Raw genomic sequence first — 25185 nt, forward strand, 5'->3', positions numbered from 1 at the left:
TTTTCACTATCATTAAATATTAAGGATTTAGGTAACGACCATATACAGCTGGATAATATGATGATAGTTGGCTAACTCGATGAACACCTATACCAACACCGGCAACTTGAGCATCAATCATTAATCCATTTCCAATATATAAACCAGCATGAATGACACTACCACCTTCACAGAAGTATACTAAATCACCCTTTTGTGCTTGTCCAGCTGAGATATGTCTTGAATTAGCATATTGATCAGAAGCAGTTTTTGCAATTGAAATACCAATTTGACTCATAATGCATTGAGTCAACCCAGAACAGTCAAATCCTGTGCTAGGATTATTTCCGCCCCAAACGTATCCCCAACCTAAGAATTGATCAGCAATATTTTCAAGTTGTTGTGCTTTTTGGGCATCAGAAACAGTGGATTGAAGTTTTTGTGAGCTTGTCGTGAGACTACAGTGAGTTTGTTACCACATTTATCACAAAATGAAGCATCATCAGCGACCTTATTTCCACAATGAGGACAGAATTTCATAGAAATTCCTCTTTTCTGAATATTAATAATGCAATTATACACTATTAAAATAGGGGAATACTGACTGTTAATCATTTATTTTCTTTGCTATACTATACTTTAAAAGACGACTATTAATATTAAATAAAAAAACAATGTTAATATTTTGGGGGAAAACAGATTGAATGAAAGCAAGTATGGTTTTAAATTAATTCCGAATAACGAACGGAATATGAATTATTGGGATATGTTTGCGACCTGGTATGGTGCAAATGCTAATAATGGAACATGGTTTATTGGTGGAGTGATTGCAGCCTGTGGATTATATGGTGGGATTACAGTAATGTTAGTCGGGGGAATTATAGCTTACTGTTTCCTAAGCTTAATGGGGTATGTCGGTTATAAAACTGGTGCAACCACCACTGTTCTTGCTAGAGGATCATTTGGAATTCGTGGAAGTTTGATTCCTACTGTTATTAATTTAACTTTGTTCTTGGGTTGGACGGCGGTCAATACTTTTATTGCTGCAACATCGCTTGCCTTTATTTTTCACAGCTTCTTCAAATGGCCACTTTTCGGTCAACCCGGTGGGAACTTAGGCTTAATCGTGGGAATTTTAGTGATGAGTGTCTTACACATTTTAAGTATCATTGCTGGACAACGTTCTGTTCAATTAGTAGAACGAATTGGAGTTATTTTAGTAATTATCTTTGTGATTTTGGAAGCTTTTGTGGTTTTCAAAAACGTTTCATTTACTCAGATTGCTCATTATGTGGTTCCTAAAGCACAACAAATGCCATTGGGACTTGCGATTGATACAATTGCTGCTTCCAGTTTAGGTTGGGTAATGGGCGGAGCTGATTTCACCCGTTTTACTGGTAAAAAGGGAACTTCAATTACCGCACCATTTTGGGGAGCTTTGTTAGGATTGCTGAGTTTTGGAATGATTGGGATTTGTACCACAATTAGTGTGGCTTTAACTTCTGGAGCTTACAATCCTAATAATTCTGATCCAAGTATTATTGCTAACAAATTAGGGCTTGGTTTAATTGCGATGATTGTGATTGTTTTGACCAGTATGACTGCCAATGCCGTTAACATTCAGGCTGGAGCATCTGCTCTAAATAACATGACACCTAAATTAAGTCTTAACAAATCTTTGGTCGTAATTACAATTGCTTCGATGATTTTAACTTTTGTGCCAATTTTGAGTGGGAGTTTCTTGAATTCTTTCATTTCATTCCTTGATTATACCGGAATGTTACTTGGACCAATTATTGCAATTATGGTAGTTGATTACTTTATTTTAAATAAAGATAGTTACAATCAAACTGCTTTATCAGATATCAACGGAAAACTCTGGTATCACGATGGGTTTAACTTGATTGCGATTGTTTCTTTAGTAGTAGGGGTCTTGATTTACTTAGCGCTTAAACAAGTTGGCTTTATTAAAGACTTCACTGGAGCAACTTTCATTACGATGGGAATTGTTGCTGTTCTTTATTTGGGAGCTAGCAAAATTTTTCATAAATAAAATTAAAACTATGCTATACTAAGCACATAAAAATAAAAAGTTGGGGTGCCACGAGCTGAGATTAAACCCATTGAACCTGATATAGTTTGTACTATCGAAGGAAACTTTATAACTTTAGATGATTAAAGATTGTATTCGCGATGCAATCTTCAAAAATTAATTTTTCTAAAGCTCTCTGCTTGTGGCCGAGAGCTTTTTATTTTGGAAAAATTAATTTTTGGAGGAATATCATGAACAAATGGCATTTGAAAGACATTATTTTAGTAACTTTAATTGGGATTGTATGTGGATTGATTTTCTGGATCATGGATCCAATTTACACAGCAGTTACCGCAGTTTTAACCCCAATGGGATTAGCACCCTTTAGTGGAGCAATTTTAATTGGATTTTGGACAATTGGTGGTCCATTAGCATTAATGGTAATTAAGAAACCAGGTTCAGGATTACTTGCTGAATTTTTAGGGGCAGCAGTTGAAATGTTGCTAGGCGGAATTTGGGGAGCTGCAACTTTAATTTCTGGTTTAGTTCAAGGGATTGGATCAGAATTAGGTTTTGCTTTCACTGGTTACAAAAAATATGGAAAATTGGGAATGTTTTTATCAACTTTAACCACCACCATCGTGACGTTTGGTTACCAACTAATTAAACATGATTATGCTGGCTTTAGCTTTGGTTTGATTGCTGCATTATTTATTGTAAGTTACATTTCCGTTTTTCTTTTTAGTGGAGTGCTCTCAATGGCAATCGCTAAGATGTTAAACCGGACTCATTTATTAGAAAAATAATTAAATTCAACAAAAGAAAATTCTCCCACAATTATGTGGGAGAATTTTTTGATTTTTAAAATTAAAATATAATTTGCTGTAATTGTTGTTTTATCAAGGCTTTTATCACGTGTAACCTATTTATAGACACGTAATTGGACAGTGCTACGATAATTAGCTAGGTATTTTAATCAGTTTAACGTAAGCTAACTTCAACGAATCAATTCGTATGGAGGAGATTTTTATTTTTACTTTATTAGTTATTTTATTAGCCCTAGCATTTGATATTTTAGTTTATCTGACTGCTGGAAGTTTTTTAGCAGTCGAATCTTTTGGAATTTTTGCCATAATCATTTATTTAATTCCGGCCTTGCTAAATGGAGTAATTATTGCAACCGGAGTAATGGAAAATATTAAATTCCGTTTTTTAAAATATATATTGCCAACATTAACTTTATTTGCTTATTTTGTATTTGGAAAGATGGTAACTTACAGTTCAGAATGGGAAAAATTTGTTGCAAATAATTCCTATTCTAGTGAATCATTTTCAATCCAAATTTCAAAAGACTTGCTTAGTATAGATCAAATTTTGTTTATTTTAATTCTTAATTTTTTAGTTGTAATTGCAGTTAAAAAAGTCATGACTTATTTTAAACGGAGCGGTAATCAATGGTAAATAATAGATATCGTATAAAATGGTTGCTTATTTTGCTTTTTACTCAAGTTGTTTTTGATATGATTACGATCTTTGTTTTCCGCATTGGAAAATTGATAGTTCCAATTTTATTGACTAACTTAATCTTTAGTTCAGAGCATTTACTTAATTTAAGCAGTCAATCATTAATAATTACTGGCGGGCAAATGATTCAAACCTTTGGAATGGGAATTCTATTCACTTGTTTATATATTCGCACGCAAAACCTGATTGTTCCTATGATAGCTCATTTTACCTTATACTCTGTGATGATATTTTTGCTCCCAATAACGCAAAGTGATTAGGTAAATCCGATGATTACTTTTGGACAAGACGTAGTCGTTATGACAATTTATATTTTATTTGGAATTAAAATTATTAAACCAGTATTTAAACAAAAATTCAGATAAAAAAACGATTTGCGCATTGGCAAATCGTTTTTATTTTATAAATATTGATTTAAAGGATATCCACTAGTTAGGTATAATCCTAATCCACCAACAAGTAAGATAAAGAAAATAACTAACCACGCAAGTCCTAGCGTAAGACGCTTACGATTTTTAGTAGCAAAAGCCATTTCAATGAGTCCAATTAAAACGATTCCTAAAATAACCTTAATAATGGTTAAAGCAGGGTGATTTGGAAAAGCGTGACTGGCTAATAATACACCAGTTACGATTGCGAATAGATAACCAACTCGTGTAATCATCATTGAGATTAAGCTTAATTTTCGTGATTGACTAAATAATGCAATGATAGTTGTTACTAAAATGACCATCCATGTAATTAAATGAATCCAAACTAAGTACATAATTAATATTCCTTTCAGTGCGTTTAACTCTATTAAAAAGCTAAACTACTAAATTAAAATCTAAAAATTAATCTTTATCTTGAATTTTTTTAACTTGTTGATATTGACTGTTCATCCAATCAAAGTAGTTAGTTCCAGCAGGGACTGTTTCAGTGACTTTAACAACTGGAACATTATTCTTTTTAGCCAGTTCAGCTAAACCGCTAACAGTTTTATTTTCCTCCTGTATGTTTTCTACAAAGAAGGCGACTTTATGGTGCTTGATATCATTACGAAGCTTAACAAGGTCTTTAGGCGATGGATCAACATCTTTTTCAATGGCATTAGCAAAACTAGAATCGATGACTTTGTAACCCATTGCTTCAAGTGAGTAGTTAAAGACTGGTTCGCTCACAGCAACGTTTTGGTGCTTACTCTTGGTAGCTAGTTCTTTAACCAGGGTTTGGTTCTTTTTCATTTTATTTTTGTAAGCTTCCGCATTTTTTTCAAATACTTTTTTATTCTTGGGTTGAAGCTTACTATAAGTTGCTGCTAATTTGTCAGCTAATTTACTCATAGTGTTAGGATCGTACCAAATATGTTCATTGTCACCGTTCTTTTTATTCATCAGCTTACCAACGTTAATGACAGTTAGATAGTTACCGTTATTACTATCTAACTTATCCATCCATTCATCGTAGCCAAGACCATTTTCAACTACCACTGTTGCTTTACTAGCTAAGACGGCATCAGAATTTTTGGGATTAAAATCATGCGGATTAGTTCCGGGTTTTACAATATATTTAACTTTTCCATGATTACCCAAAACGGCTTTAGCAGGTTCTGCATAAAAATTAGTGGTCGTTACTACGTCAATTTTATTAGATTTTTGACTGTCTTGATTTTTACAACCAGTTAAAAATAATGCTATTGTAATAAATGAAAATAGAATACTAGAAATTTTAACAATTCGCTTCACTTTGATTCTCCTAAGTAATTTTTTAAAATACATATTATAATTAAATAACACTGTTACCTTACTTAAGATAACATCGTTACCTTAATCTAGCAAGAAAAAATATCGAGGTCCAAAATGGGAACAAAACGTAATTATGAAATGACCAATGAGTTATTGTTAGCATCTGCAAAAGAGTCTTTTTTAACGCAAGGATTTAAGGACACCAAGTTGCGAGATGTTTGTCGTCGTGCTCATCTCACTACAGGAGCATTCTATAAACATTTCAAATCAAAGGATGATTTATTAGCTCAGTTAGTTGAACCGTTCTTACAAGATTTAAAAACAATCTATAGCAAACAAATTAACGATGCACTTAGTTCTATGACCCCTGAAAATATTAATCAAATTTGGCTAGAAAAAGTTTTAAATATGGATGATGTGATTCATGCGGTTTACCAAAATCGTGAAATTGCTGATTTACTACTTTTTAAGACTAATGGTTCTAAATACAATAATTTAGCAGAAATGATTACCCAATTTTTTGCCGATAAAGTGGCTCAGATAATTGCTGAAATGGAACAAAAAGAGATCTTACCAAATAATTTTGTACCTGATCAACGCCAAATTCATTTTTTTGTGTATTCTAATACGGCAACCTTTTATGATATTTTGAAACATTCCTTTACTGAAGCAGAAACCATTAAATTGGACCAAAATCTCTGTCAGTTTAGTTACTATGGGTGGATTAATGTTTTGAAATTGAATTAAAAATAAAAAGATCGGCAAAGTACGTTTGTACTTTGTTGATCTTTTTTGAATATAATTTTATGAATCCATTTGTGCCAATTCTCCAGATAATGCCGCTGCTAATGATAATGCAAGATCGGTTATTTTGGGGTTATTTGATAAATGAATGAGTTCTGGATGATTTAATTTAATTTCAAAATAGTTGGAAATGCCAATCGTACCAAAGGTTGCTGCAATTTGAAGTAACAGGGAGTTAGTTACATTTTCACTTTGATAAATGGTTGCCAAAGGTTCACTTAGCGTACTATTTTCCAAAGCAAAACAAACTAATAAATTTTCTTCAACTTGCGGTTGTTGGATGATTTTCTTTAACAATTCTTCGGTAGTTTCGATCTCTGGTACCTGACTATACAATCCTTGATAATTAATTGCTAGTTGGGCAATTTCAGTTAAAGAAATTTTCTGATTTTTTAATTGTTGCAAGATATATTGATAAGCAGATGGCATCTTTTTTCCTTAGTGAATAAAAATAATTAACTGAACGATGATTAGAGTTGCTAATAAAATGATCCAGTCTTTAGGATGAATTTTACTAATTTTGAAAAATGTTCGAGGTTGATTTTCCACGAATCCTTGCGATTCCATCGCTTGCGCTAGATCATTCGACCAGCCGATGGCGACAATCAAGGCTTTAAAGTACAAAGTTGGCATCCAAGGATGCAAAACTTTGCCACGCATATTTCCGTTAGCCCGAATGACTTTAATTTCATACTGTAAACGGGGAACTAAGTTGATGGCAGCTAACACACCATAGACAAATTTAGCAGGAACATGAGCATTTTGTTCCAGAGAATTAGCTAAATCAACCATGTAGGTGGTTAATGAGAAACTTAAGCCGAGCAAGACATAGGCATAAAGCCGGGTGAACAAAGCCGTTCCCATTATTAAGCCATCACCGTAATAGAATTGGGAAAAGAAAATTCCTAACGCAGGGAGAAGCGCAATTAGACAGAAAGTTGCCACGGTTTTAATATTCACCCGTTTCCAAATTAGGTAAGCCAAACAGGCTACGATAATCACCACGTTTAGCGTAATGTTAGTGATAAAAGAAATTTCAAAGGCAATCAAAAAGACGAGTAATAATTTAATGGCAGGATTCATTAGAGTACCTCCTTGTAAGTTAAGGATTGGTCAGCAAATTCAATGTGATAATCAAAGAACTGATTGAATTGAAAAATTTGGTGACTGATGACTACTAAAGAATGGTGTCGCTTGATAAATTCAGTTTGGAGTATATTTTCCACGATTTCAACTGATTTACGATCAAGTCCGGCAAATGGTTCATCCAATAACATAATTTGGGGATCACGAATTAACATTAATAAAATTTGCAGTTTCTTTTTTTGTCCACCACTCAGCGTGTAAACTACTTGTTCCATTTTATCGTCTAGTTGTAGGGTACTTAACGTAGCTTCAATTTTTTCCCCAGTCCAAAAGTCTGATAGGGCAGTCTCCTTTGCTAATTGTAGTTCTTCAGCAACGGTTACATTTAGGAATTGGTCATTGGCATTTTGAAAAATTAAAGCGATTTGTGAATAGAATAACTGATCTTTTATTTTTTTAATGTTTTTTTCGTTTAAAAAGACTTGGCCACTGTATTTTTTTAGTTTAGTTAGGGAACGAAAGAGGGTTGATTTACCAATTCCACTTGCTCCAGTTAACAAAGTACAACCTTGGTAAAATTTGAAATCAGGACAATGTAACAAGGTATGGTGTTGTGCTTTAAAACTAAAATCATTGACTTGGATGTCAGAATTTTCCGTTGGCATTTTAAAATGGACATCTGGTTGATAATCATTATTTAAAATTTGGTAAGTTTCCGGAGCTGAAAGTTCTTTAATTGAAGTTCCTTCCACACGGAATAAATGTTTAACTAATCCCGCATAACCGGTTAGATCATGGTCTGAGATGATAATCGTTTTGTGTTTTTCTTGTTGTAATTTAACTAATTTTGCCAGAATGGCTTGTTTAGCTGGTAAATCAATACTAGCAAAGGGTTCATCTAACAACAGAATGTCAGAATCTAAGGCGACCATGGTTGCCAAAATTACTTTTTGTTTTTCTCCCCCAGAAAGGGTTACGATTTTTCGCTGAACCAAAGGTTGAATCTCGCAAAAAGCTAACGCAGCTTGGACCCGGGCTTCAATCTCGGCGGGTGGAGTTTGAATGTTTTCTAACGCAAAAACCAGTTCTTCGCTGACTTTTTGCATGACAAATTGTTGGTTTGGATCTTGAAACATCATGCTAATTAGTTTGGCTCGTTCAAGTGGTGAAATCTTTTTAATGTTAGTACCATTAATTTTAATTTCTCCACCATACGTGACATCATCATCTAAACCCGCAATAATCGTCATCAATGTTGATTTACCACAACCAGACGGGCCGGTTAAAAGTGAAATTTCACCACCGGGAAAAGTAACATCGACATTTTCGAAAATTGGTTTCTCATTTTTTTGATACTTAAAATTGAAGTTTTGGACCTCGATGGTGTTCATCATAGCTTCCTCCAAAGAAAAAGCCATCTTCTATTAAGAAGACGGCTTTTGTTTTATTAAAATTAGACAACTGTTTGTCAGATTACCTCCGCTAGCATTACCTAGATCAGGTTCAATGGGTATAATCTCAGCCGTTAAGCACCCCAGCTATTTAATTGTGTCTTTATTATACCAAAGAAAGGTTCGAAATACTTTGTGACCTTGAAATTACCACCGATTTTTCCAATCAATCATCGCGGTAAACATCTTTCTAGCATCTTTACCTTTCGGCGTGAGCTGATATTCCACGCTTGGGGGAATAACGGGATAAACCGTGCGAGTAATGATGCCATTCTTTTCTAAGGTTTTCAATCTAGCTGATAAGGTTCGACTACTCATGGTCGCAAATTTTTCACCGCTGCCTTTCCCTGATACCATAAAAAAGTTTACTTTAGTAAACCCGATGTCATTATTTTCCCTACTTATTTAAGTAAAGTGACAAATTTAAGCTTATTTAACATAACTTTAATTTTTTTAGTGGGAGAAGAAAAATGGAAAGAAAAAGTAACGCTTGGTTGATTTTATTTACATTAGCACTGGGATTTATTATGGCAACTTTAGATGTTTCAATTTCTAACGTTGCCGTGACTACTATTCAAAGTGACTTACATTTGACAGCAGCTGCTGGTGCATGGATTTTAGATAGTTACATGTTGTCGTTTGCATCATTGTTATTTTTAGGTGGCTCTTTATCCAATCGGTATGGAATTAAAAAACCATTATTGTTTGGCTTATCGTTAGCTGCTGTAACTAGCGTTGGCTTAGCTTTATCAGTTTTTACTGGAAACTATGCGTTGCTAGCAGTTCTTTATGCCCTTGGAAATTTAGGAATTGGAATTTCCGTTCCTGCTATGACAACTTTAACTATGCAAAGTGCTGGGTCAGAATATTCTAACATCGCAAGTACTATGTTAAACATTGCGAGACAAACTGGATCTTTAGTAGGTTTGGTAACTAAGATTCGAGTAGAAGCTTAAATTTTGAAAAGGTAGTCCTTTATGACAGAAAAAAGTTGTTTGCTTGAGCCGGTTTTTGATTTATTTGGTAAAAAATGGACGACGTTAATTTTACGAGAAATTATGAACGGAAATAATCATTACGGAAAGTTGCTTAAAATTATTCCTAACATTAGTTCGAGAACGTTATCAAGTCGGTTACGGATGCTAGAGGAAAATGGAATCGTGATCAGAAATGTTTATGACACAATTCCACCGAGTGTCGAATATAATCTAACGAAAATTGGGCAAAAAACACGAAAAATTTTTGTTGCGATGAGCGAGTGGCAAGCGGAATGGAAGAAAGTTAACAATTAAATATAAATTTCTCCAAACAAAAACTCTCAAACTAATCAATTACGATTATTTTGAGAGTTTTTAATTTAAATATCTAAAGTTGAATTATCTTCTACTTTAGGATCCTTTGTTGCTTTATCAGTCTTATCGTCTTTAGAAGCTTTTTCAGATTTAGCAGGTTCTTCTTTTTCAATTCCGTAAGCTACTCGAACTTTGTGGATTAGTTCTTCAACTAATTCAGGCTTTCCGTTCAAGTTAGCAACAGTTTTGTTAAGTCCTTGTCCTAAACGTTCTTCACCATATGAGTACCATGAACCAGATTTGTCGATAATATCTTTATCAACTGCTAAGTTCACCATGTCAGCAACGGGTTCAATCCCTTTACCGAAACTCATGAAGGTATCAACTGTCTTGAATGGAGGAGCAACCTTGTTTTTGGCAACTTTAATCTTAGTTTCTTTCCCAACCACTTCTTGACCGTCTTTTTGTTGTTTGGTTCCACTAACTCGGAGACGAACACTGGAATAGAATTTCAATGCACGACCACCAGGGGTAGTTTCAGGATTACCAAACATCACACCAACTTTTTCCCGAAGTTGATTAATGAAAATTACAACGGTATTGGTTTTGTTGATGTTGGCAGTTAATTTACGAAGGGCTTGAGACATCAAACGGGCTTGTAAACCAACGTGGGAATCACCAATGTCACCTTCGATTTCTGCTTTAGGAACTAAAGCAGCAACAGAATCGACTACGACTAAATCAATTGCACCTGAACCAATTAAGGCATCAGCAATTCGAAGGCCTTCTTCACCAGTTCCTGGTTGTGAAAGAAGTAGATTATCAATATCAACCCCTAATGCCTTAGCATATTCGGGATCCATGGCATTTTCTGCATCAATATAGGCAGCAGTACCACCATTTTTTTGTGTTTCTGCAACAGTTTGTAAGGCAATGGTTGTCTTACCTGAAGATTCAGCACCGAAAATTTCGACTACACGACCACGAGGAAATCCACCAACACCAAGGGCAATATCTAATGATAAAATTCCAGTAGAGATTGCACTAACAGTATTTTCAGGGGTTTCACCCATTCGCATGATAGCTCCGGTACCAAATTCTTTTTTAATTTGTTTTAATGCTTTATCAAGCTCAGCTTGACGAGCATCTTGAGCGTTTTTCTTAGAACTTGAGGCCATAAAAACACCTTTCTATTTTTAAAATGTGAACGTTTGTTCGCTTATCGATATAATTTATTCTACTCTATTACTTACGCAATTTCCAGCAAAATAAATTCGATCTTCAATTAATTATAACTTATTTGTCTAATTATCAAACTTAGCAGAAATTAATTGCAAGTTCATTATATAATGAATAAATATAAAACGATTTATCAAAGAGGTGAACATTTGTGAACGGTAATTTATCATTACGTTCTGGAATTAAAGATACTATCCCAACTTTATCAGGATACATTGGTGTGGGACTAGCATTTGGAATTGTAGCTAAATCAGCTGGCTTAAATTTATTAATAATTGTTTTAATGTCTGCGATTACTTATTCAGGTGCAGCACAATTTGTGATTGTAAGTATGTTAGTTAGTGGGAGCACTTTTCTTTCAATTTTGGTGGCAGTTTTCTTATTATCAGCACGGATGCTATTAATGGGAATGACGGTTGCTCCGTATTTAAAGAAAGAATCAATGAAACGAAATATTATTCTAGGATCATTGTTAACCGATGAAACTTTTGCTTTAACAATGAATAAATTAAATTACACAAAGCGCATAGTTAATTTTGAATGGTTGAATACTGCGAATATATTGGCTTATCTGACTTGGATAATTGCTTCTGGAATAGGTGGAAGTCTTGGTAGTTTAATTCCCAATCCAAATAAATTTGGGCTAGATTTTGCTTTCATTGCGATGTTTATTGGTTTACTTTATCTTCAAATTTTGGCAGATAGAACAATGGCTTTCAAATTACAAGTAATCATGGTGTTGGTAACACTTGGATTAACCTACCTTGGGTTAATTTTTATTCCTAGTAGCTTATTACTACTGGTAGTAACTTTAGTTGGATGTTGGTTAGGAGTGAAAATCAAAAATGCTTTCTTTTAAATTTGTTTTGCTAGTAATTGTTGGATGTGGGCTCGTAACTTGGCTAACGAGAGTAATTCCATTTATCCTACTGAAAAAATTCGAGTTACCAATTTCATTTGTGGAATTTCTCAGTTTTGTTCCAGTGGTAATTATGTCTGCTCTTTGGTTTAATGGCTTATTTGTGCAACATCTCGGCCATTTACCTAGTTTAAATATTGAAAATTTATTAGCTTCGATACCGACTGTAATTTCTGCAATTATCAGTAAAAATTTACTAGTGATTGTGGCAGTTGGTATTTTATCTTTAGCAATTATTAGATTTTTAGCCTAAAAAGACCCCGGAAATTTTCCGAGGTCTTTTTATATTAAATTAGGATAATGAGGATTGTGACAAAACAAATTAATAAAACGGATAGTGCGCCAAATCTTTTGGACCGCCATGTTTTTTGACTTTTATATGACCAAATTAAACTGGCAATCGTTACTAAGATTGCGGCAAGAGCCATAATAATTAATTTAATTAGAACTGCTTGATCACTCATTGAAAGCTCCTATTATTAATGTAATTCGATTTGGTAAGCAAAACGATCATCACCTTCTGCTTTAGTACGAATAATACCTTTTTTAGTAAATCCGCTAGCCAAAATAATGTGTTGCATTGCCTTGTTCATTGGGTGAGTATCGATTCGAACATCTTTAAAACCAAGTAATGATGAAACAGTGAATAATCCACTGATTAACTTACCAGCAAGACCTTGTCCACGATATTCATGTGAAACTGAAACCCGGTGAATAGCTGAATAATGGGCAGTTGTACCGTGATCCCATTCTCCTTCTTCCATTTCGAGGTAATCAGGATCAATTCCAAGGTGAAGGGTAGCTGAACCGGCAACTTTACCGTCAACATCAATTACATAAGAAATATTGTTATCAATATCTTTTTTAATATCTTCTGAAGTTGGGTAAGCACCTTGCCATTGGTTGATTCCTTGTTCTTTTAAGAAACCACGACCAGCATCGATGATTTTTTTAATTTCTGGTAAATCTTTTTCAGTTGCTTTACGCACGTATACACAAGTCGTAATTTTATACTTCCTTACTTAATTATTTAACGATAACCAATTATAAAGAATAAAGTTTAGTTTTACAACTAAAGCATCTGGTTAGTTAATTAATGTGAATGCTCATTGCCATTCCCATACCACCACCGATACAAAGGGTTGCAATTCCAGATTTTTGGTTAGTTCTTTTTAAATTGTTGATGAGGGTAATTAGAATTCTAGCTCCTGAATCCCCAAGCGGATGACCCAAAGCAACGGCACCACCGGTGATATTTAATTTTTCCATTGGAATATGAAGGTCATTGACAACCGCTAAACTTTGAGAAGCAAAGGCCTCGTTCAATTCAAATAAATCATAATCAGAGATGTTTTTTTGTTCCTTTTTCAATAACTTTTCAACGGCATAACGAGGAGCATATCCCATGATATCGGGGTTACATCCTGCTTCTGCATAATTATCGATGATTGCTAAAGGCTTTAAATTAAGTTCTTTAGCACGATCTTCTGTCATCATGATTAATGCCGATGCACCATCATTTAGACTAGCCGCGTTTCCAGCAGTTACGGTTCCGTTTTCCTTAAATGATGTTCTAAGCTTTGCTAATTGTTCAATAGTAGTGTCAGGACGAACGGTTTCATCAGTTGAAATTACCGTTGCTGTTTTTTTGCCACGAATTGTTATCGGGGTCATTTCTGCTGCAAAATAGTTATTTTTAATTGCTTTAGCAGCTTTTTGGTGAGATGAAAGAGCAAATTGATCTTGAGCTGCACGAGTTATGTTAAATTTTTCAGCTACATTTTCGGCCGTAATTCCCATGGGAGCGTTTGTGCGGAAGTCATTTAATCCATCTTTTTCAATACTATCTTCCATAGTAAATGCACCAAATTTGCGACCTTGACGAACCTTAGAATTTAAATAAGGAGTATTTGACATACTTTCGGTTCCACCAACTAAAACAATATCAGCATCATTGGTTAAGATTGCTTGCTGCCCAAGCCGGATTGCTTTCATTCCAGAACCACAAACCTGGTTGATTGTACAAGCAGTACTGGTATCAGGAATTCCAGACTTTAGTTCAATTTGACGAGCAATATTTTGACCACCGCCAGCTTGAATTACATTTCCAAAGATTACTTGATCTACTAGTTTTGGATCTAAATTAATGGAGTTCATTGTTGATTTAGCAGCGATTACTCCAAGGTCAACTGAGTTTAGACTACTTAGTTGTCCGTTGATTTTTCCAATTGGGGTTCGTTTAGCACTCACGATTGCAATTTTTTTCAATTCTTGAAGACTCCTTCGTATGTGATTTAATTCTATTATACCTGTCTTATGAGTGATAATATAATAACATTAAAGGAGTGAATGTCATGGATAAAGAAAAACAAACGCAAGAAGTTGGAAAAATGATTGATGGTTGGCTTGATGAAATTGATTCCGAACCTGATGTAGTAAATTGGGGGGACAGTCGAATTCAAGCAATTGATGCAATTATTGATAGTTTTGTTGAAATTTCAATTGTTGGGTTAGATAAAAAACCAGATCAATGGAATGATAATCTTTTGCAAGAAGTAATGTTTTCTCGTTTTATGCTTTTGCTGGAAGCGGATGAAAAAACTAAAGAGATGTATCAAACAATTCCATTTGCATTAAAAAAATTATTTAAATATTTACAGAAACAAGGAATTATTAAAAATGGACAACATTTAGTAGATTGGGCAAATGTTAACGCTGATCAATTACAGTCGCTTTATAATCCTAAATTCGATAAATTTTATCATGGATTATTTGATGATATGAGACGAAGTGGAATCAACACAAGTGATAAAGAAGCGGTTGATAAATTTACAAAAAATTATTTAAATGTTCATCCTGAATTAGGAATTGATTTATATAAAGATGACAGTAAAGATTAATTTTATTTTGGATAAAAAGTTTTGACATCTTTTTTTGTTTAGTGTATAGTTAAATATTGTTGGCGCGGAAAAGCTTTGAAAATAAATTAATTTAAAAAAGTTAATTAAAATCCTTGACCTTTCTTGACCGACGTGATATATTAATAAAATACCGTTTGAGACGATACGTTATTGAGTAGATCTTTGAAAACTGAACAAGATTTTGATTACAATAAGTGTAAGGATAATTTTTAAACTTGGTTTAAAAATTAAACAAATATGCAATGTCAATTTGCAAAAACAAATAAATAAGAGCTAGTAAAGTTCTCATTTTTAAAATGAGAGTTTGATCCTGGCTCAGGACGAACGTTGGCGGCGTGCCTAATACATGCAAGTCGAACGAAGTCGCCCAATTGATTCTTAGTGCTTGCACTAAGATGATTTTGGATCCGACTGAGTGGCGAACTGGTGAGTAACACGTGGGTAACCTGCCCAGAAGAAGGGGATAACACCTGGAAACAGATGCTAATACCGTATAACAACAAGAACCACATGGTTCTTGTTTGAAAGCTGGCCTTTGTGCTAGTGCTTCTGGATGGACCCGCGGCGTATTAGCTAGTTGGTGAGATAATAGCTCACCAAGGCAATGATACGTAGCAGACCTGAGAGGGTAATCTGCCACAATGGGACTGAGACACGGCCCATACTCCTACGGGAGGCAGCAGTAGGGAATCTTCCACAATGGACGAAAGTCTGATGGAGCAACGCCGCGTGAGTGAAGAAGGGTTTCGGCTCGTAAAACTCTGTTGTTAGAGAAGAACAGCCGTGAGAGCAACTGCTCACGGTATGACGGTATCTAACCAGAAAGTCACGGCTAACTACGTGCCAGCAGCCGCGGTAATACGTAGGTGGCAAACGTTGTCCGGATTTATTGGGCGTAAAGGGAGCGCAGGCGGTTTATTAAGTCTGATGTGAAAGCCTTCGGCTTAACCGGAGAAGTGCATCGGAAACTGATAAACTTGAGTGCAGAAAAGGATAGTGGAACTTCATGTGTAGCGGTGAAATGCGTAGATATATGAAGGAACACCAGTGGCGAAGGCGGCTATCTGGTCTGTAACTGACGCTGAGGCTCGAAAGCATGGGTAGCAAACAGGATTAGATACCCTGGTAGTCCATGCCGTAAACGATGAATGCTAGGTGTTGGAAGGTTTCCGCCTTTCAGTGCCGCAGCTAACGCATTAAGCATTCCGCCTGGGGAGTACGACCGCAAGGTTGAAACTCAAAGGAATTGACGGGGACCCGCACAAGCGGTGGAGCATGTGGTTTAATTCGATGCTACGCGAAGAACCTTACCAGGACTTGACATCTTCTGCCAATCTAAGAGATTAGACGTTCCCTTCGGGGACAGAATGACAGGTGGTGCATGGTTGTCGTCAGCTCGTGTCGTGAGATGTTGGGTTAAGTCCCGCAACGAGCGCAACCCTTGTCTTTAGTTGCCAGCATTAAGTTGGGCACTCTAGAGAGACTGCCGGTGATAAACCGGAGGAAGGTGGGGATGACGTCAAATCATCATGCCCCTTATGTCCTGGGCTACACACGTGCTACAATGGGCGATACAACGAGTTGCGAAACCGCGAGGTCAAGCTAATCTCTTAAAGTCGTTCTCAGTTCGGATTGCAGTCTGCAACTCGACTGCATGAAGTTGGAATCGCTAGTAATCGTGGATCAGCATGCCACGGTGAATACGTTCCCGGGTCTTGTACACACCGCCCGTCACACCATGAGAGTTTGTAACACCCAAAGTCGGTTGGATAACCTTTTAGGAGTCCGCCGCCTAAGGTGGGACAGATGATTAGGGTGAAGTCGTAACAAGGTAGCCGTAGGAGAACCTGCGGCTGGATCACCTCCTTTCTAAGGAATAATTCGGAACCTTACATTAATCAAAATCTTGGTCAGTTTTGAGAGTATCTACTCTTATGGGGAGTTAGCTCAGTTGGGAGAGCGCTCACTTGCTTGCAAGTGAGAAGACGAAGGTTCAATCCCTCCATTCTCCATTGACACGTAAGTGTCATTTTTGTTCTTTGAAAACTAGATAATATTATTTTCTGTAATAATTATATTTTTATATATAATTGAACCGAGAAATAACCATTGTGTTATTTTTGAGTTTTTTAATTAGTTTTAATCGCTAAAACTTAAATAATTTATAATCCGTAGGATTATAGGTTAAGTTAATAAGGGCGCATGGTGAATGCCTTGGTACTAGGAGCCGATGAAGGACGCAACTAACTGCGATAAGCTTCGGGGAGCTGTACGTAAGCTTTGATCCGGAGATTTCCGAATGAGGAAACTCGACCAGTGTTATGACTGGTCACTGCATAGTGAATACATAGCTATGAAGAGGCAGACGTGGGGAACTGAAACATCTAAGTACCCACAGGAATATAAAGAAATTTCGATTCCCTAAGTAGCGGCGAGCGAACGGGGAATAGCCCAAACCGAACCCTTGTGGTTCGGGGTTGTAGGACTGAACATTTGAGTTACAAAAGTATTTGATAGTTGAAGTAGCTGGGAAGCTACACCAAAGAGAGTGATAGTCTCGTAAACGAAATCGAATACCCTCAGTTCAGGATCCTGAGTACGGCGACACACGTGAAACGTCGTCGGAATCTGGGAGGACCATCTCCCAAGGCTAAATACTCCCTAGTGACCGATAGTGAACCAGTACCGTGAGGGAAAGGTGAAAAGCACCCCGGAAGGGGAGTGAAATAGTTCCTGAAACCATGTGCCTACAAGCAGTCAGAGCCCGTTAATGGGTGATGGCGTGCCTCTTGTAGAATGAACCGGCGAGTTACAGTTGCATGCAAGGTTAAGCCGAAAAAGCGGAGCCGTAGCGAAAGCGAGTCTTAATAGGGCGCCATAGTATGTTGCCGTAGACCCGAAACCAGGTGATCTACCCATGTCCAGGATGAAAGTGCGGTAATACGCACCGGAGGTCCGAACCCGTGTACGTTGAAAAGTGCTGGGATGAGGTGTGGGTAGCGGTGAAATTCCAAACGAACTTGGAGATAGCTGGTTCTCTCCGAAATAGCTTTAGGGCTAGCCTCGGAATTAGAATCATGGAGGTAGAGCCACTGTTTGAGCAAGGGGTCCATCTAGGATTACTGAGTTCAGATAAACTCCGAATACCATTGATTTATGTCCGGGAGTCAGACGATGAGTGATAAGATCCATCGTCGAAAGGGGAACAGCCCAGACCGCCAGTTAAGGTCCCTAAATATATGCTAAGTGGAAAAGGAAGTGGAGTTGCATAGACAACTAGGATGTTGGCTCAGAAGCAGCCACCATTTAAAGAGTGCGTAATAGCTCACTAGTCGAGTGATTCTGCGCCGAAAATTTACCGGGGCTAAGCATATTACCGAGACTGCGGACGCAACTATGTTGCGTGATAGGAGAGCGTTCTAAGGGCAATGAAGGTAGACCGTAAGGACTACTGGAGCGCTTAGAAGTGAGAATGCCGGTATGAGTAGCGAAAGATCAGTGAGAATCTGATCCACCGAATGACTAAGGTTTCCTGGGGAAGGCTCGTCCACCCAGGGTTAGTCGGGACCTAAGCCGAGGCTGAGAAGCGTAGGCGATGGATAACAGGTTGAGATTCCTGTACTAGTTAATTATGTTTGAACGATGGAGGGACGCAGTAGGCTAAGATATGCACACGATTGGAAATGTGTGTTCAAATCGTAAGTCAGTTTAAGAGTCAAATGCTTTTAAGCGGGTTGACAAGCGATGATGAGGATCGAAATTTAAGTAGAGAAGTATCTGACGTCACACTGCCGAGAAAAGCTTCTAGTTAGTAATTAATTACCCGTACCGCAAACCGACACAGGTAGTCGAGGAGAGTATCCTCAGGTGAGCGAGAGAACTATCGTTAAGGAACTCGGCAAAATGACCCCGTAACTTCGGAAGAAGGGGTGCTGGCCTCACGGCCAGCCGCAGTGAAAAGACTCAAACGACTGTTTATCAAAAACACAGGTTTATGCAAAATCGTAAGATGAAGTATATGGGCTGACGCCTGCCCGGTGCTGGAAGGTTAAGTGGAAGTGTTAGCTTCGGCGAAGCACCGAAATGAAGCCCCAGTAAACGGCGGCCGTAACTATAACGGTCCTAAGGTAGCGAAATTCCTTGTCGGGTAAGTTCCGACCCGCACGAAAGGCGTAACGATTTGAGTACTGTCTCAACGATAGACTCGGTGAAATTAAGATACCTGTGAAGAAGCAGGTTACCCGCGACAGGACGGAAAGACCCCATGGAGCTTTACTGTAGCTTGATATTGGGTGTTTACATAACTTGTACAGGATAGGTAGGAGCCATAGAAGCCGGGACGCTAGTCTCGGTGGAGGCGTCAGTGGGATACTACCCTTGTTATGTGAACACTCTAACCCTGCGCACTGATCGTGCGCGGAGACAGTGTCTGGTTGGCAGTTTGACTGGGGCGGTCGCCTCCTAAACAGTAACGGAGGCGCTCAAAGGTTTGCTTAGAATGGTTGGAAATCATTCCTAAAGTGTAAAGGCAAAAGCAAGCTTGACTGCGAGACAAACAGGTCGAGCAGGGACGAAAGTCGGACTTAGTGATCCGGTGGTACCATATGGAAGGGCCATCGCTCAACGGATAAAAGCTACCCTGGGGATAACAGGCTTATCTCCCCCAAGAGTTCACATCGACGGGGAGGTTTGGCACCTCGATGTCGGCTCATCGCATCCTGGGGCTGTAGTTGGTCCCAAGGGTTGGGCTGTTCGCCCATTAAAGCGGTACGCGAGCTGGGTTCAGAACGTCGTGAGACAGTTCGGTCCCTATCCGTCGCGGGCGCAGGAAATTTGAGAGGAGCTGTCCCTAGTACGAGAGGACCGGGATGGACATACCGCTGGTGTATCAGTTGCGCCGCCAGGCGCATTGCTGAGTAGCTATGTATGGATGAGATAAACGCTGAAAGCATCTAAGTGTGAAACTCGCCTCAAGATGAGATTTCCCATTCCTATATGGAAGTAAGACTCCTGAAAGATGATCAGGTAGATAGGTTAGAAGTGGAAGCGTAGTGATACGTGAAGCGGACTAATACTAATCAGTCGAGGACTTAACCAAGTAGAATGAAGATACAATGGAAGTTAATCGGAAGAAAATGATATTGTCTAGTTTTGAGAGAACAAAGTTCTCACAAAAAATAGTGTGGTGGCGATAGCCTGAAGGATACACCTGTTCCCATGCCGAACACAGAAGTTAAGCTTCAGCACGCCAAAAGTAGTTGGGGGATCGCCCCCTGCGAGGATAGGACGTTGCCACGCAATTGAAAGAAAAGACTTTAGCGTAAGCTAAGGTCTTTTTTTATGCGTAAAATAAAAAAAATAAATTTGTTGTTGACAGATGTTTAAATTACCTTTAATATGATAACAATCAAATAAACAAATTGTAGAGCTGAGTATTTATTGAAACTTCTAAGAGAGTCTCTGTTTGGTGAAAAGAGATGAAGGGCAGATAAAGAAGATGGGCTTAAAATCAATCACTAGTGAGTTTTTAGTAATTAGCTAGTGGCGGGATTGCTACCGATATCTTAGCAAAATTTTTCTGATTGAGACGCGTCATCAGAGAAGTTTACGAGGCAGATTCCAGTGATGGTCTCTGTAAACTAAGGTGGTACCACGAAAGCATTCGTCCTTTTATTATAGGATGAGTGCTTTTTTGTTTATTAAAATAAAGTTTAAAGAGGTAATCAGATGAAATTTCAAGAATCTAAAATTTTACAATCGTTACCAACTCAGTTTTTTGCAACTTTAGTTCAAAAAGTAAATGAAAAAATTGCAACTGGTGCAGATGTAATTAATTTAGGTTAAGGTAACCCAGATCAGCCAACTCCTGATAATACAGTTAAAGCAATGCAAACAGCCGTTGCTAATCCTAAAAATCACAAGTATTCACCGTTTGATGGTTTACCAGCATTAAAACAAGCAGTCGCAGATTTTTATAAGCGTGAATATGATGTTGATTTAAATCCAGATGCTGAAATTTCAATTTTAGGTGGGTCGAAAACAGGATTAGTTGAGTTTCCCCTTGCAATTTTGAACCCAGGTGACACGATGTTATTGCCTGATCCAGGATATCCAGATTACTTATCAGGAGTGCAACTAGCAAAAGTTAAATTAAATTTATTTCCATTAGAGGAAGCAAATAATTTTTTGCCAGATTATGGTACGATTAATAGTAAAGTTAAAGAAGATGCAAAATTGCTATACCTTAACTATCCAAATAATCCGACGGGAGCAATCGCAACTTCTGATTTTTTCAAAGAAACAGTTAACTTTGCTAAAGAAAATCAAATTGGAATTGTACATGATTTTGCATATGGTACTTTAGGTTATCATAATAAGCCATTAAGTTTCTTACAAACCCCAGGTGCCAAAGAAGTTGGAATCGAAATTTACACAATGTCTAAAACCTATAACATGGCCGGTTGGAGACTAGAATTTGCAATTGGAAATCCTGATATGATTAAGGCAATTAATTTGATTCAAGATCATCTTTTGGTGAGTGTCTTTCCTGCCATTCAAGACGCTGCCATTGCGGCTTTATCAGAATCACAAACATCAGTTGCTAAATTAAACGAATTATATGCTGATCACCGTGAAGCTTTTGAAGGTGCAGCAGCTAAAATTGGATGGTATGCATCTCCGGCTAAGGGGTCATTTTATTCATGGATGCCAGTTCCTGCTGGTTATACTTCAGAAAGCTTTGCCAATCTATTGCTTGATCAAGCAGCCGTTGCTGTAGCACCTGGAATAGGGTTTGGAAAAGCTGGAGATAAATTTGTTCGGATTGGCTTATTAACTAGTCCAGCAAGATTACAGGAAGCAGTAGCTAGAATTGTAAAATTACACCTATTTAAAAACAACTAAAAGGAGAAAATAATGACAGATAATATTGTTGAATTCAAAAACGTATCGGTCGATTTTACCCAAGATAAAAAGCAAATTAAAGCTGTATCAGATGTATCATTTGGAATTCCAGAAGGACAAATTTTTGGAATAGCCGGACATTCTGGTGCTGGTAAATCAACCTTGGTTCGAACTGTAAACTTACTTCAAAAACCAACTAGTGGTGAAGTGGATGTTTTTGGTAAACCAGTTTATAAAAATACTGATGGAAAAGTTGAAATTATTGACGAAAAACAATTAAGAACGGAACGTCGTAAAATTGGAATGATTTTCCAACATTACAACTTATTGTCACAAAAAACAGTGCAACAAAACGTTGAATTTGCTTTAAAACACGCGGGGTTAAAAGAAAAAGATGTCGCTGCTAAAGCAAAGAGTCTTCTAAAAGATGTTGGACTATCTGATTACACTAAACATTTTCCTGCTCAACTATCTGGGGGACAACAACAACGTGTGGCAATTGCTAGAGCACTGGCAAATGACCCTAAAATTTTAATTTCTGACGAAGCAACATCAGCTCTTGATCCAGAAAATACTAATCAAATTTTGGACTTGCTTAAAGATTTAAACCAAAAACGTGGGTTAACGGTTATTTTAATTACTCATGAAATGGATGCAATTAAACGAATTTGTGATCAAGTTGCCATTATGGACGCCGGTAAGGTAGTTGATCTTGGTAGTTTAATTGATGTTTTTGTAAAATCAACTAACCCTGTTACTCGTAAAATTGTTGGTGGAGACTTTGATGCATTTTCAATTTTAAAATCACTTAATATTGATACCAAAAACCGTCATCTTGTAAAATTGATTTACTTCTCACAAGAAATCTCGAAACCAATTATTATTGAGCTTTATTCTAAATTCCAAATTGCAGCAAGTATCGTTTATGCTGATATTGAAAAATTCAGAGATGAAGCAGTTGGAATTATGATTGTTGATTTAAATGGTGAAGAAACTCAACGCAAACAAGCGATTGAATATCTTCAAAATCTAGATATTGAAGTTAGTGAATTGAGAGGTGAAGCATAATGAAAGAATGGTTTATTACAAATTTTCCAAATGTTGTGCAACAAGGTTGGTACGGTGAAACTGGTTGGTGGACATCAATTGTACAAACTCTATACATGACATTTTGGTCAGCTATTTTTGGTGGAATTGCCGGATTAATTTTCGGAGTTGCCTTAGTCTTGTTTGATAATGATGGAATTATTCCTAATAAAGTAATTTTTAACATCGTTGATAAGATTGTTTCATTGTTCCGTGCAGTTCCATTCATTATCTTATTGGCCTTCATTGCTCCTGTAACGCAAAAAATTGTAGGAACACAAATCGGTACGACTGCTGCTTTAGTTCCATTGTCAGTGGGTGTCTTTCCTTTCTACGCTCGTCAAGTTCAAGTGGCGTTACAAAGTGTTAATAAGGGGACAATTGAGTCAGCTGAATCATTAGGATCAACCAACTGGGATATTATCTCAGGAGTTTATCTTAATGAAGCTTTCCCAGAATTGATTAGAGTTTCGACTGTTACTTTAATTAGTTTAGTTGGTTTAACTGCAATGGCCGGAGCAATCGGTGCCGGTGGTTTAGGTAACATGGCCATTTCATATGGATATAACCGTTTTGCAAATGACACGACTTTAGTTGCTACTATCTTAGTTGTTATCCTTGTGCTTGTTATTCAAGTCGTTGGGGATGTTTGGGCTAAATTAGTTGACCATGGGTCACGAGATTAAAAATTAAAAACCGTTTAGGCTTGAAAACAAAGCTGAGGGGCCTCAATAAAGTTAGACAAAATCTAACTGAAATTGAGGCCTCTTTATTATGACTAAATATGATTGTAAATTTAAATTAAAAGCAATAAATTTCTATAAAAATAATGATGTTTCCTTAAAGGAAACATGCAAAAAATTTAATATAAAATCTCATAGTAATTTAACTTATTGGATTAATTCTTATAATTTTAATGGAGTAGAAGGTCTTAAACTTAAAGCCAATAAAAAGTATTCTGTTGAATTCAAAGCTTCCGTGGTAAACTACTATAAAACTCATGAGATTAATCCAAGAGATCTTGCAATAATATATAATATAAATCCATCTCAAGTTTATTCATGGATTAAAATATTTGATTTGCACGGAATAGATGGTCTTGAATTATCCGGGAAAGTAGGAGGACCATCAATAATTATGGATGAGGCTTCTAATGAAATAATGGGTTTACAAGTATCGGACAGTCCAAATTTTAATCTTGTAAGAAATACATTGAATGAACTATATAAAAATAATCCATGCTTATCTGGTGCCATAATTCACTCAGATCAAGGATTTCATTATCAATTAGAATCTTATAGAAAATGGATTGATAAACAAAATGTTTTACAAAGTATGTCTAGAAAAGGTAATTGCCTTGATAATTCTCCTGTTGAGAGTCAGATAGGTTTGATGAAAAAAGAATGTTTGTACAGAGAAAAAATAGACTCTTTAACTACGTTAAAGAAAGTGTGTTCAGATTATAAAAAATGGTTTAATTATGAAAGAATTTCAAGAAAAAAAGAACTTACCCCGATAGAGTATCGGAATAAGTTCCTAAAAATCGCTTAAATATAATGTCTAACTTTATTGTAGCCCATCACATTTTGAGAGGCTTTTTTTATTTTTGCATTATTATAAATTCATTTTTCTTTTCTGCAAATTTAGCGATAAGTGATAAAATACTAAAAATTCCACCTAAAACGCCAAACATAAACACTAAGATTACGAATAAAGAACTATGAATTAAACTGATGATGGCAAAAATAATTAAAAATAGTACTAGCAATCCAAAAATAAGATTTGCCTTAGCAACGTATTTAATGGCACCAGTCATCTTACCAACGCTGCCAAATTGAGGAAGATTACCTAAAGATGATAAATCGTTTAAATTTAGTAACGTCATGATTTTTTTGGCATCGCGATAAACTAAAGTAAAAATCAACCATAATGCTGCTAATAATCCAATTAAAATGCCAAAAAGTAACATCATAAAGTTACGAATTCCACCTTGATAAACTACTACAGATGCTGTTAAAAAAATAATTGCAATCATTGAAATGAAAAACAAATATTTAAATTTAGCTAATTTTTTTAAAATATTACTCCATTTTTGAATGTATCTTTGAATTTCAAACATGTTTAGAATTCTCCAATTCTTATTTAATGAACTTTATTATAACAGTTGTCCTGATAATAAAGCAAAAAAGAGGATAATAAAAAGCCGGCTACATTAGATTGTAGTC

The 25185-nt window shown here is 36.5% G+C and carries 26 protein-coding genes, 1 tRNA gene, 3 rRNA genes, 1 pseudogene, 2 riboswitches and 1 other annotated feature; of the genes and pseudogenes, 18 read left to right on the forward strand and 13 right to left on the reverse strand.

Going from position 1 to position 25185, the window contains the following annotated elements; genetic code table 11:
* Positions 1 to 19: 19 nt before the first annotated feature.
* Positions 20 to 367 (reverse strand): C40 family peptidase, encoded by a 348-nt coding sequence (locus tag PY770_RS00515; protein WP_275046086.1) that lies wholly within the window; start codon positions 365 to 367, stop codon positions 20 to 22.
* On the reverse strand, positions 349 to 594 hold the full coding sequence (locus PY770_RS07140; RefSeq protein ID WP_420909460.1) for a zinc-ribbon domain-containing protein: 246 nt from the start codon (positions 592 to 594) through the stop codon (positions 349 to 351). The genes PY770_RS00515 and PY770_RS07140 overlap by 19 nt, the downstream gene beginning before the upstream one ends.
* Before the next feature lie 85 nt (positions 595 to 679).
* On the opposite strand from PY770_RS07140, the gene PY770_RS00520 reads away from it, so the two are divergent.
* The 4 genes from PY770_RS00520 to PY770_RS00535 all read left to right on the forward strand — a co-directional run bounded on the left by PY770_RS00520 (position 680) and on the right by PY770_RS00535 (position 3795).
* A complete protein-coding gene (locus tag PY770_RS00520; RefSeq protein WP_263850708.1) occupies positions 680 to 2032 on the forward strand; it encodes a purine-cytosine permease family protein in 1353 nt (450 codons plus the stop codon).
* 31 nt (positions 2033 to 2063) lie between these two features.
* A riboswitch (TPP riboswitch) is annotated at positions 2064 to 2152 on the forward strand.
* A 110-nt stretch (positions 2153 to 2262) separates the two neighbouring features.
* Entirely contained in the window at positions 2263 to 2817 is a 555-nt protein-coding gene (locus PY770_RS00525) for an ECF transporter S component (protein ID WP_275045948.1), read from the forward strand.
* A gap of 208 nt (positions 2818 to 3025) precedes the next feature.
* The gene (locus tag PY770_RS00530; protein ID WP_275045949.1) at positions 3026 to 3472 is read left to right on the forward strand and encodes an Msa family membrane protein; all 447 of its coding nucleotides are present in this window, start codon (positions 3026 to 3028) and stop codon (positions 3470 to 3472) included.
* Positions 3466 to 3795 (forward strand): CPBP family intramembrane glutamic endopeptidase, encoded by a 330-nt coding sequence (locus PY770_RS00535; RefSeq protein WP_275045950.1) that lies wholly within the window; start codon positions 3466 to 3468, stop codon positions 3793 to 3795. The genes PY770_RS00530 and PY770_RS00535 overlap by 7 nt, the downstream gene beginning before the upstream one ends.
* A gap of 140 nt (positions 3796 to 3935) precedes the next feature.
* On the opposite strand, the gene PY770_RS00540 is transcribed toward PY770_RS00535, so the two are convergent.
* Together PY770_RS00540 and PY770_RS00545 are read right to left on the reverse strand one after the other, a co-directional pair.
* Positions 3936 to 4301, reverse strand: coding sequence for a YisL family protein (locus tag PY770_RS00540; RefSeq protein WP_275045951.1), 366 nt, complete (start codon positions 4299 to 4301; stop codon positions 3936 to 3938).
* Between the two features lie 67 nt (positions 4302 to 4368).
* A complete protein-coding gene (locus PY770_RS00545; protein WP_275045952.1) occupies positions 4369 to 5259 on the reverse strand; it encodes a metal ABC transporter solute-binding protein, Zn/Mn family in 891 nt (296 codons plus the stop codon).
* Between the two features lie 114 nt (positions 5260 to 5373).
* Here PY770_RS00545 and PY770_RS00550 point away from each other — a divergent pair, with 114 nt between their 5' ends.
* Positions 5374 to 6006, forward strand: a complete 633-nt coding sequence (locus PY770_RS00550) for a TetR/AcrR family transcriptional regulator (protein WP_103423715.1) — start codon at positions 5374 to 5376, stop codon at positions 6004 to 6006.
* Between the two features lie 57 nt (positions 6007 to 6063).
* Here the strand turns inward: PY770_RS00550 and PY770_RS00555 are convergent, their stop codons facing one another.
* The 4 genes from PY770_RS00555 to PY770_RS00570 form a co-directional block, all read right to left on the reverse strand.
* Positions 6064 to 6492 carry a hypothetical protein gene (locus tag PY770_RS00555; RefSeq protein ID WP_014081454.1) on the reverse strand — a complete coding sequence of 143 codons (429 nt, stop codon included), beginning with the start codon at positions 6490 to 6492 and terminating at the stop codon, positions 6064 to 6066.
* 9 nt (positions 6493 to 6501) lie between these two features.
* On the reverse strand, positions 6502 to 7146 hold the full coding sequence (locus PY770_RS00560) for an energy-coupling factor transporter transmembrane component T family protein (protein ID WP_275045953.1): 645 nt from the start codon (positions 7144 to 7146) through the stop codon (positions 6502 to 6504).
* On the reverse strand, positions 7146 to 8543 hold the full coding sequence (locus PY770_RS00565; RefSeq protein WP_275045954.1) for an ABC transporter ATP-binding protein: 1398 nt from the start codon (positions 8541 to 8543) through the stop codon (positions 7146 to 7148). Before PY770_RS00565 ends, PY770_RS00560 begins: the two co-directional genes overlap by 1 nt.
* 62 nt (positions 8544 to 8605) lie before the next feature.
* A riboswitch (TPP riboswitch) is annotated at positions 8606 to 8696 on the reverse strand.
* A 51-nt stretch (positions 8697 to 8747) separates the two neighbouring features.
* Positions 8748 to 8957: a winged helix-turn-helix transcriptional regulator gene (locus PY770_RS00570; RefSeq protein ID WP_275045955.1), complete on the reverse strand. Its 210-nt coding sequence runs from the start codon at positions 8955 to 8957 to the stop codon at positions 8748 to 8750.
* A gap of 113 nt (positions 8958 to 9070) precedes the next feature.
* Here PY770_RS00570 and PY770_RS00575 point away from each other — a divergent pair, with 113 nt between their 5' ends.
* Complete coding sequence (locus PY770_RS00575) at positions 9071 to 9556, forward strand: MFS transporter (RefSeq protein ID WP_275045956.1); 486 nt, start codon at positions 9071 to 9073, stop codon at positions 9554 to 9556.
* Positions 9557 to 9577: 21 nt separating this feature from the next.
* Positions 9578 to 9892, forward strand: coding sequence for a winged helix-turn-helix transcriptional regulator (locus PY770_RS00580; protein ID WP_056958777.1), 315 nt, complete (start codon positions 9578 to 9580; stop codon positions 9890 to 9892).
* A 65-nt stretch (positions 9893 to 9957) separates the two neighbouring features.
* Here the strand turns inward: PY770_RS00580 and recA are convergent, their stop codons facing one another.
* Positions 9958 to 11070: a recombinase RecA gene (recA, locus tag PY770_RS00585; RefSeq protein ID WP_238979477.1), complete on the reverse strand. Its 1113-nt coding sequence runs from the start codon at positions 11068 to 11070 to the stop codon at positions 9958 to 9960.
* Between the two features lie 212 nt (positions 11071 to 11282).
* Here recA and PY770_RS00590 point away from each other — a divergent pair, with 212 nt between their 5' ends.
* Positions 11283 to 11990, forward strand: a complete 708-nt coding sequence (locus PY770_RS00590; RefSeq protein ID WP_014081464.1) for an AzlC family ABC transporter permease — start codon at positions 11283 to 11285, stop codon at positions 11988 to 11990.
* Positions 11977 to 12303 (forward strand): AzlD domain-containing protein, encoded by a 327-nt coding sequence (locus tag PY770_RS00595; RefSeq protein ID WP_014081465.1) that lies wholly within the window; start codon positions 11977 to 11979, stop codon positions 12301 to 12303. Before PY770_RS00590 ends, PY770_RS00595 begins: the two co-directional genes overlap by 14 nt.
* Positions 12304 to 12337: 34 nt before the next feature.
* Here the strand turns inward: PY770_RS00595 and PY770_RS00600 are convergent, their stop codons facing one another.
* The 3 genes from PY770_RS00600 to PY770_RS00610 all read right to left on the reverse strand — a co-directional run bounded on the left by PY770_RS00600 (position 12338) and on the right by PY770_RS00610 (position 14318).
* Positions 12338 to 12514 carry a hypothetical protein gene (locus tag PY770_RS00600; protein WP_014081466.1) on the reverse strand — a complete coding sequence of 59 codons (177 nt, stop codon included), beginning with the start codon at positions 12512 to 12514 and terminating at the stop codon, positions 12338 to 12340.
* A gap of 15 nt (positions 12515 to 12529) precedes the next feature.
* On the reverse strand, positions 12530 to 13039 hold the full coding sequence (locus PY770_RS00605; RefSeq protein WP_275045957.1) for a GNAT family N-acetyltransferase: 510 nt from the start codon (positions 13037 to 13039) through the stop codon (positions 12530 to 12532).
* A 100-nt stretch (positions 13040 to 13139) separates the two neighbouring features.
* Positions 13140 to 14318, reverse strand: a complete 1179-nt coding sequence (locus PY770_RS00610; protein WP_275045958.1) for a thiolase family protein — start codon at positions 14316 to 14318, stop codon at positions 13140 to 13142.
* 86 nt (positions 14319 to 14404) lie between these two features.
* Here PY770_RS00610 and PY770_RS00615 point away from each other — a divergent pair, with 86 nt between their 5' ends.
* The 9 genes and pseudogenes from PY770_RS00615 to PY770_RS00655 all read left to right on the forward strand — a co-directional run bounded on the left by PY770_RS00615 (position 14405) and on the right by PY770_RS00655 (position 24511).
* Complete coding sequence (locus tag PY770_RS00615; protein WP_275045959.1) at positions 14405 to 14950, forward strand: hypothetical protein; 546 nt, start codon at positions 14405 to 14407, stop codon at positions 14948 to 14950.
* 313 nt (positions 14951 to 15263) lie between these two features.
* A 16S ribosomal RNA gene (locus PY770_RS00620) occupies positions 15264 to 16840 on the forward strand.
* Positions 16841 to 16907: 67 nt separating this feature from the next.
* Positions 16908 to 16983, forward strand: a tRNA-OTHER gene (locus PY770_RS00625).
* Between the two features lie 170 nt (positions 16984 to 17153).
* Positions 17154 to 20069, forward strand: a 23S ribosomal RNA gene (locus PY770_RS00630).
* 83 nt (positions 20070 to 20152) lie between these two features.
* A 5S ribosomal RNA gene (gene rrf, locus PY770_RS00635) occupies positions 20153 to 20269 on the forward strand.
* The 16S, 23S and 5S rRNA genes sit together here with 1 tRNA gene alongside, the layout of an rRNA operon.
* Before the next feature lie 113 nt (positions 20270 to 20382).
* Positions 20383 to 20644: a binding site (T-box leader), on the forward strand.
* A gap of 54 nt (positions 20645 to 20698) precedes the next feature.
* Positions 20699 to 21874, forward strand: a pseudogene (locus tag PY770_RS00640) (aminotransferase class I/II-fold pyridoxal phosphate-dependent enzyme).
* A gap of 12 nt (positions 21875 to 21886) precedes the next feature.
* The gene (locus tag PY770_RS00645) at positions 21887 to 22942 is read left to right on the forward strand and encodes a methionine ABC transporter ATP-binding protein (protein ID WP_163615747.1); all 1056 of its coding nucleotides are present in this window, start codon (positions 21887 to 21889) and stop codon (positions 22940 to 22942) included.
* A complete protein-coding gene (locus tag PY770_RS00650) occupies positions 22942 to 23646 on the forward strand; it encodes a methionine ABC transporter permease (RefSeq protein WP_014081473.1) in 705 nt (234 codons plus the stop codon). The genes PY770_RS00645 and PY770_RS00650 overlap by 1 nt, the downstream gene beginning before the upstream one ends.
* Positions 23647 to 23734: 88 nt before the next feature.
* Positions 23735 to 24511: a helix-turn-helix domain-containing protein gene (locus tag PY770_RS00655; protein ID WP_275045960.1), complete on the forward strand. Its 777-nt coding sequence runs from the start codon at positions 23735 to 23737 to the stop codon at positions 24509 to 24511.
* Between the two features lie 49 nt (positions 24512 to 24560).
* On the opposite strand, the gene PY770_RS00660 is transcribed toward PY770_RS00655, so the two are convergent.
* A complete protein-coding gene (locus tag PY770_RS00660) occupies positions 24561 to 25079 on the reverse strand; it encodes a hypothetical protein (protein ID WP_275045961.1) in 519 nt (172 codons plus the stop codon).
* Positions 25080 to 25185 lie beyond the last annotated feature (106 nt).

The organism is Fructilactobacillus sanfranciscensis (genome assembly GCF_029023685.1).
GTDB classification, from domain to species: Bacteria; Bacillota; Bacilli; order Lactobacillales; family Lactobacillaceae; genus Fructilactobacillus; species Fructilactobacillus sanfranciscensis.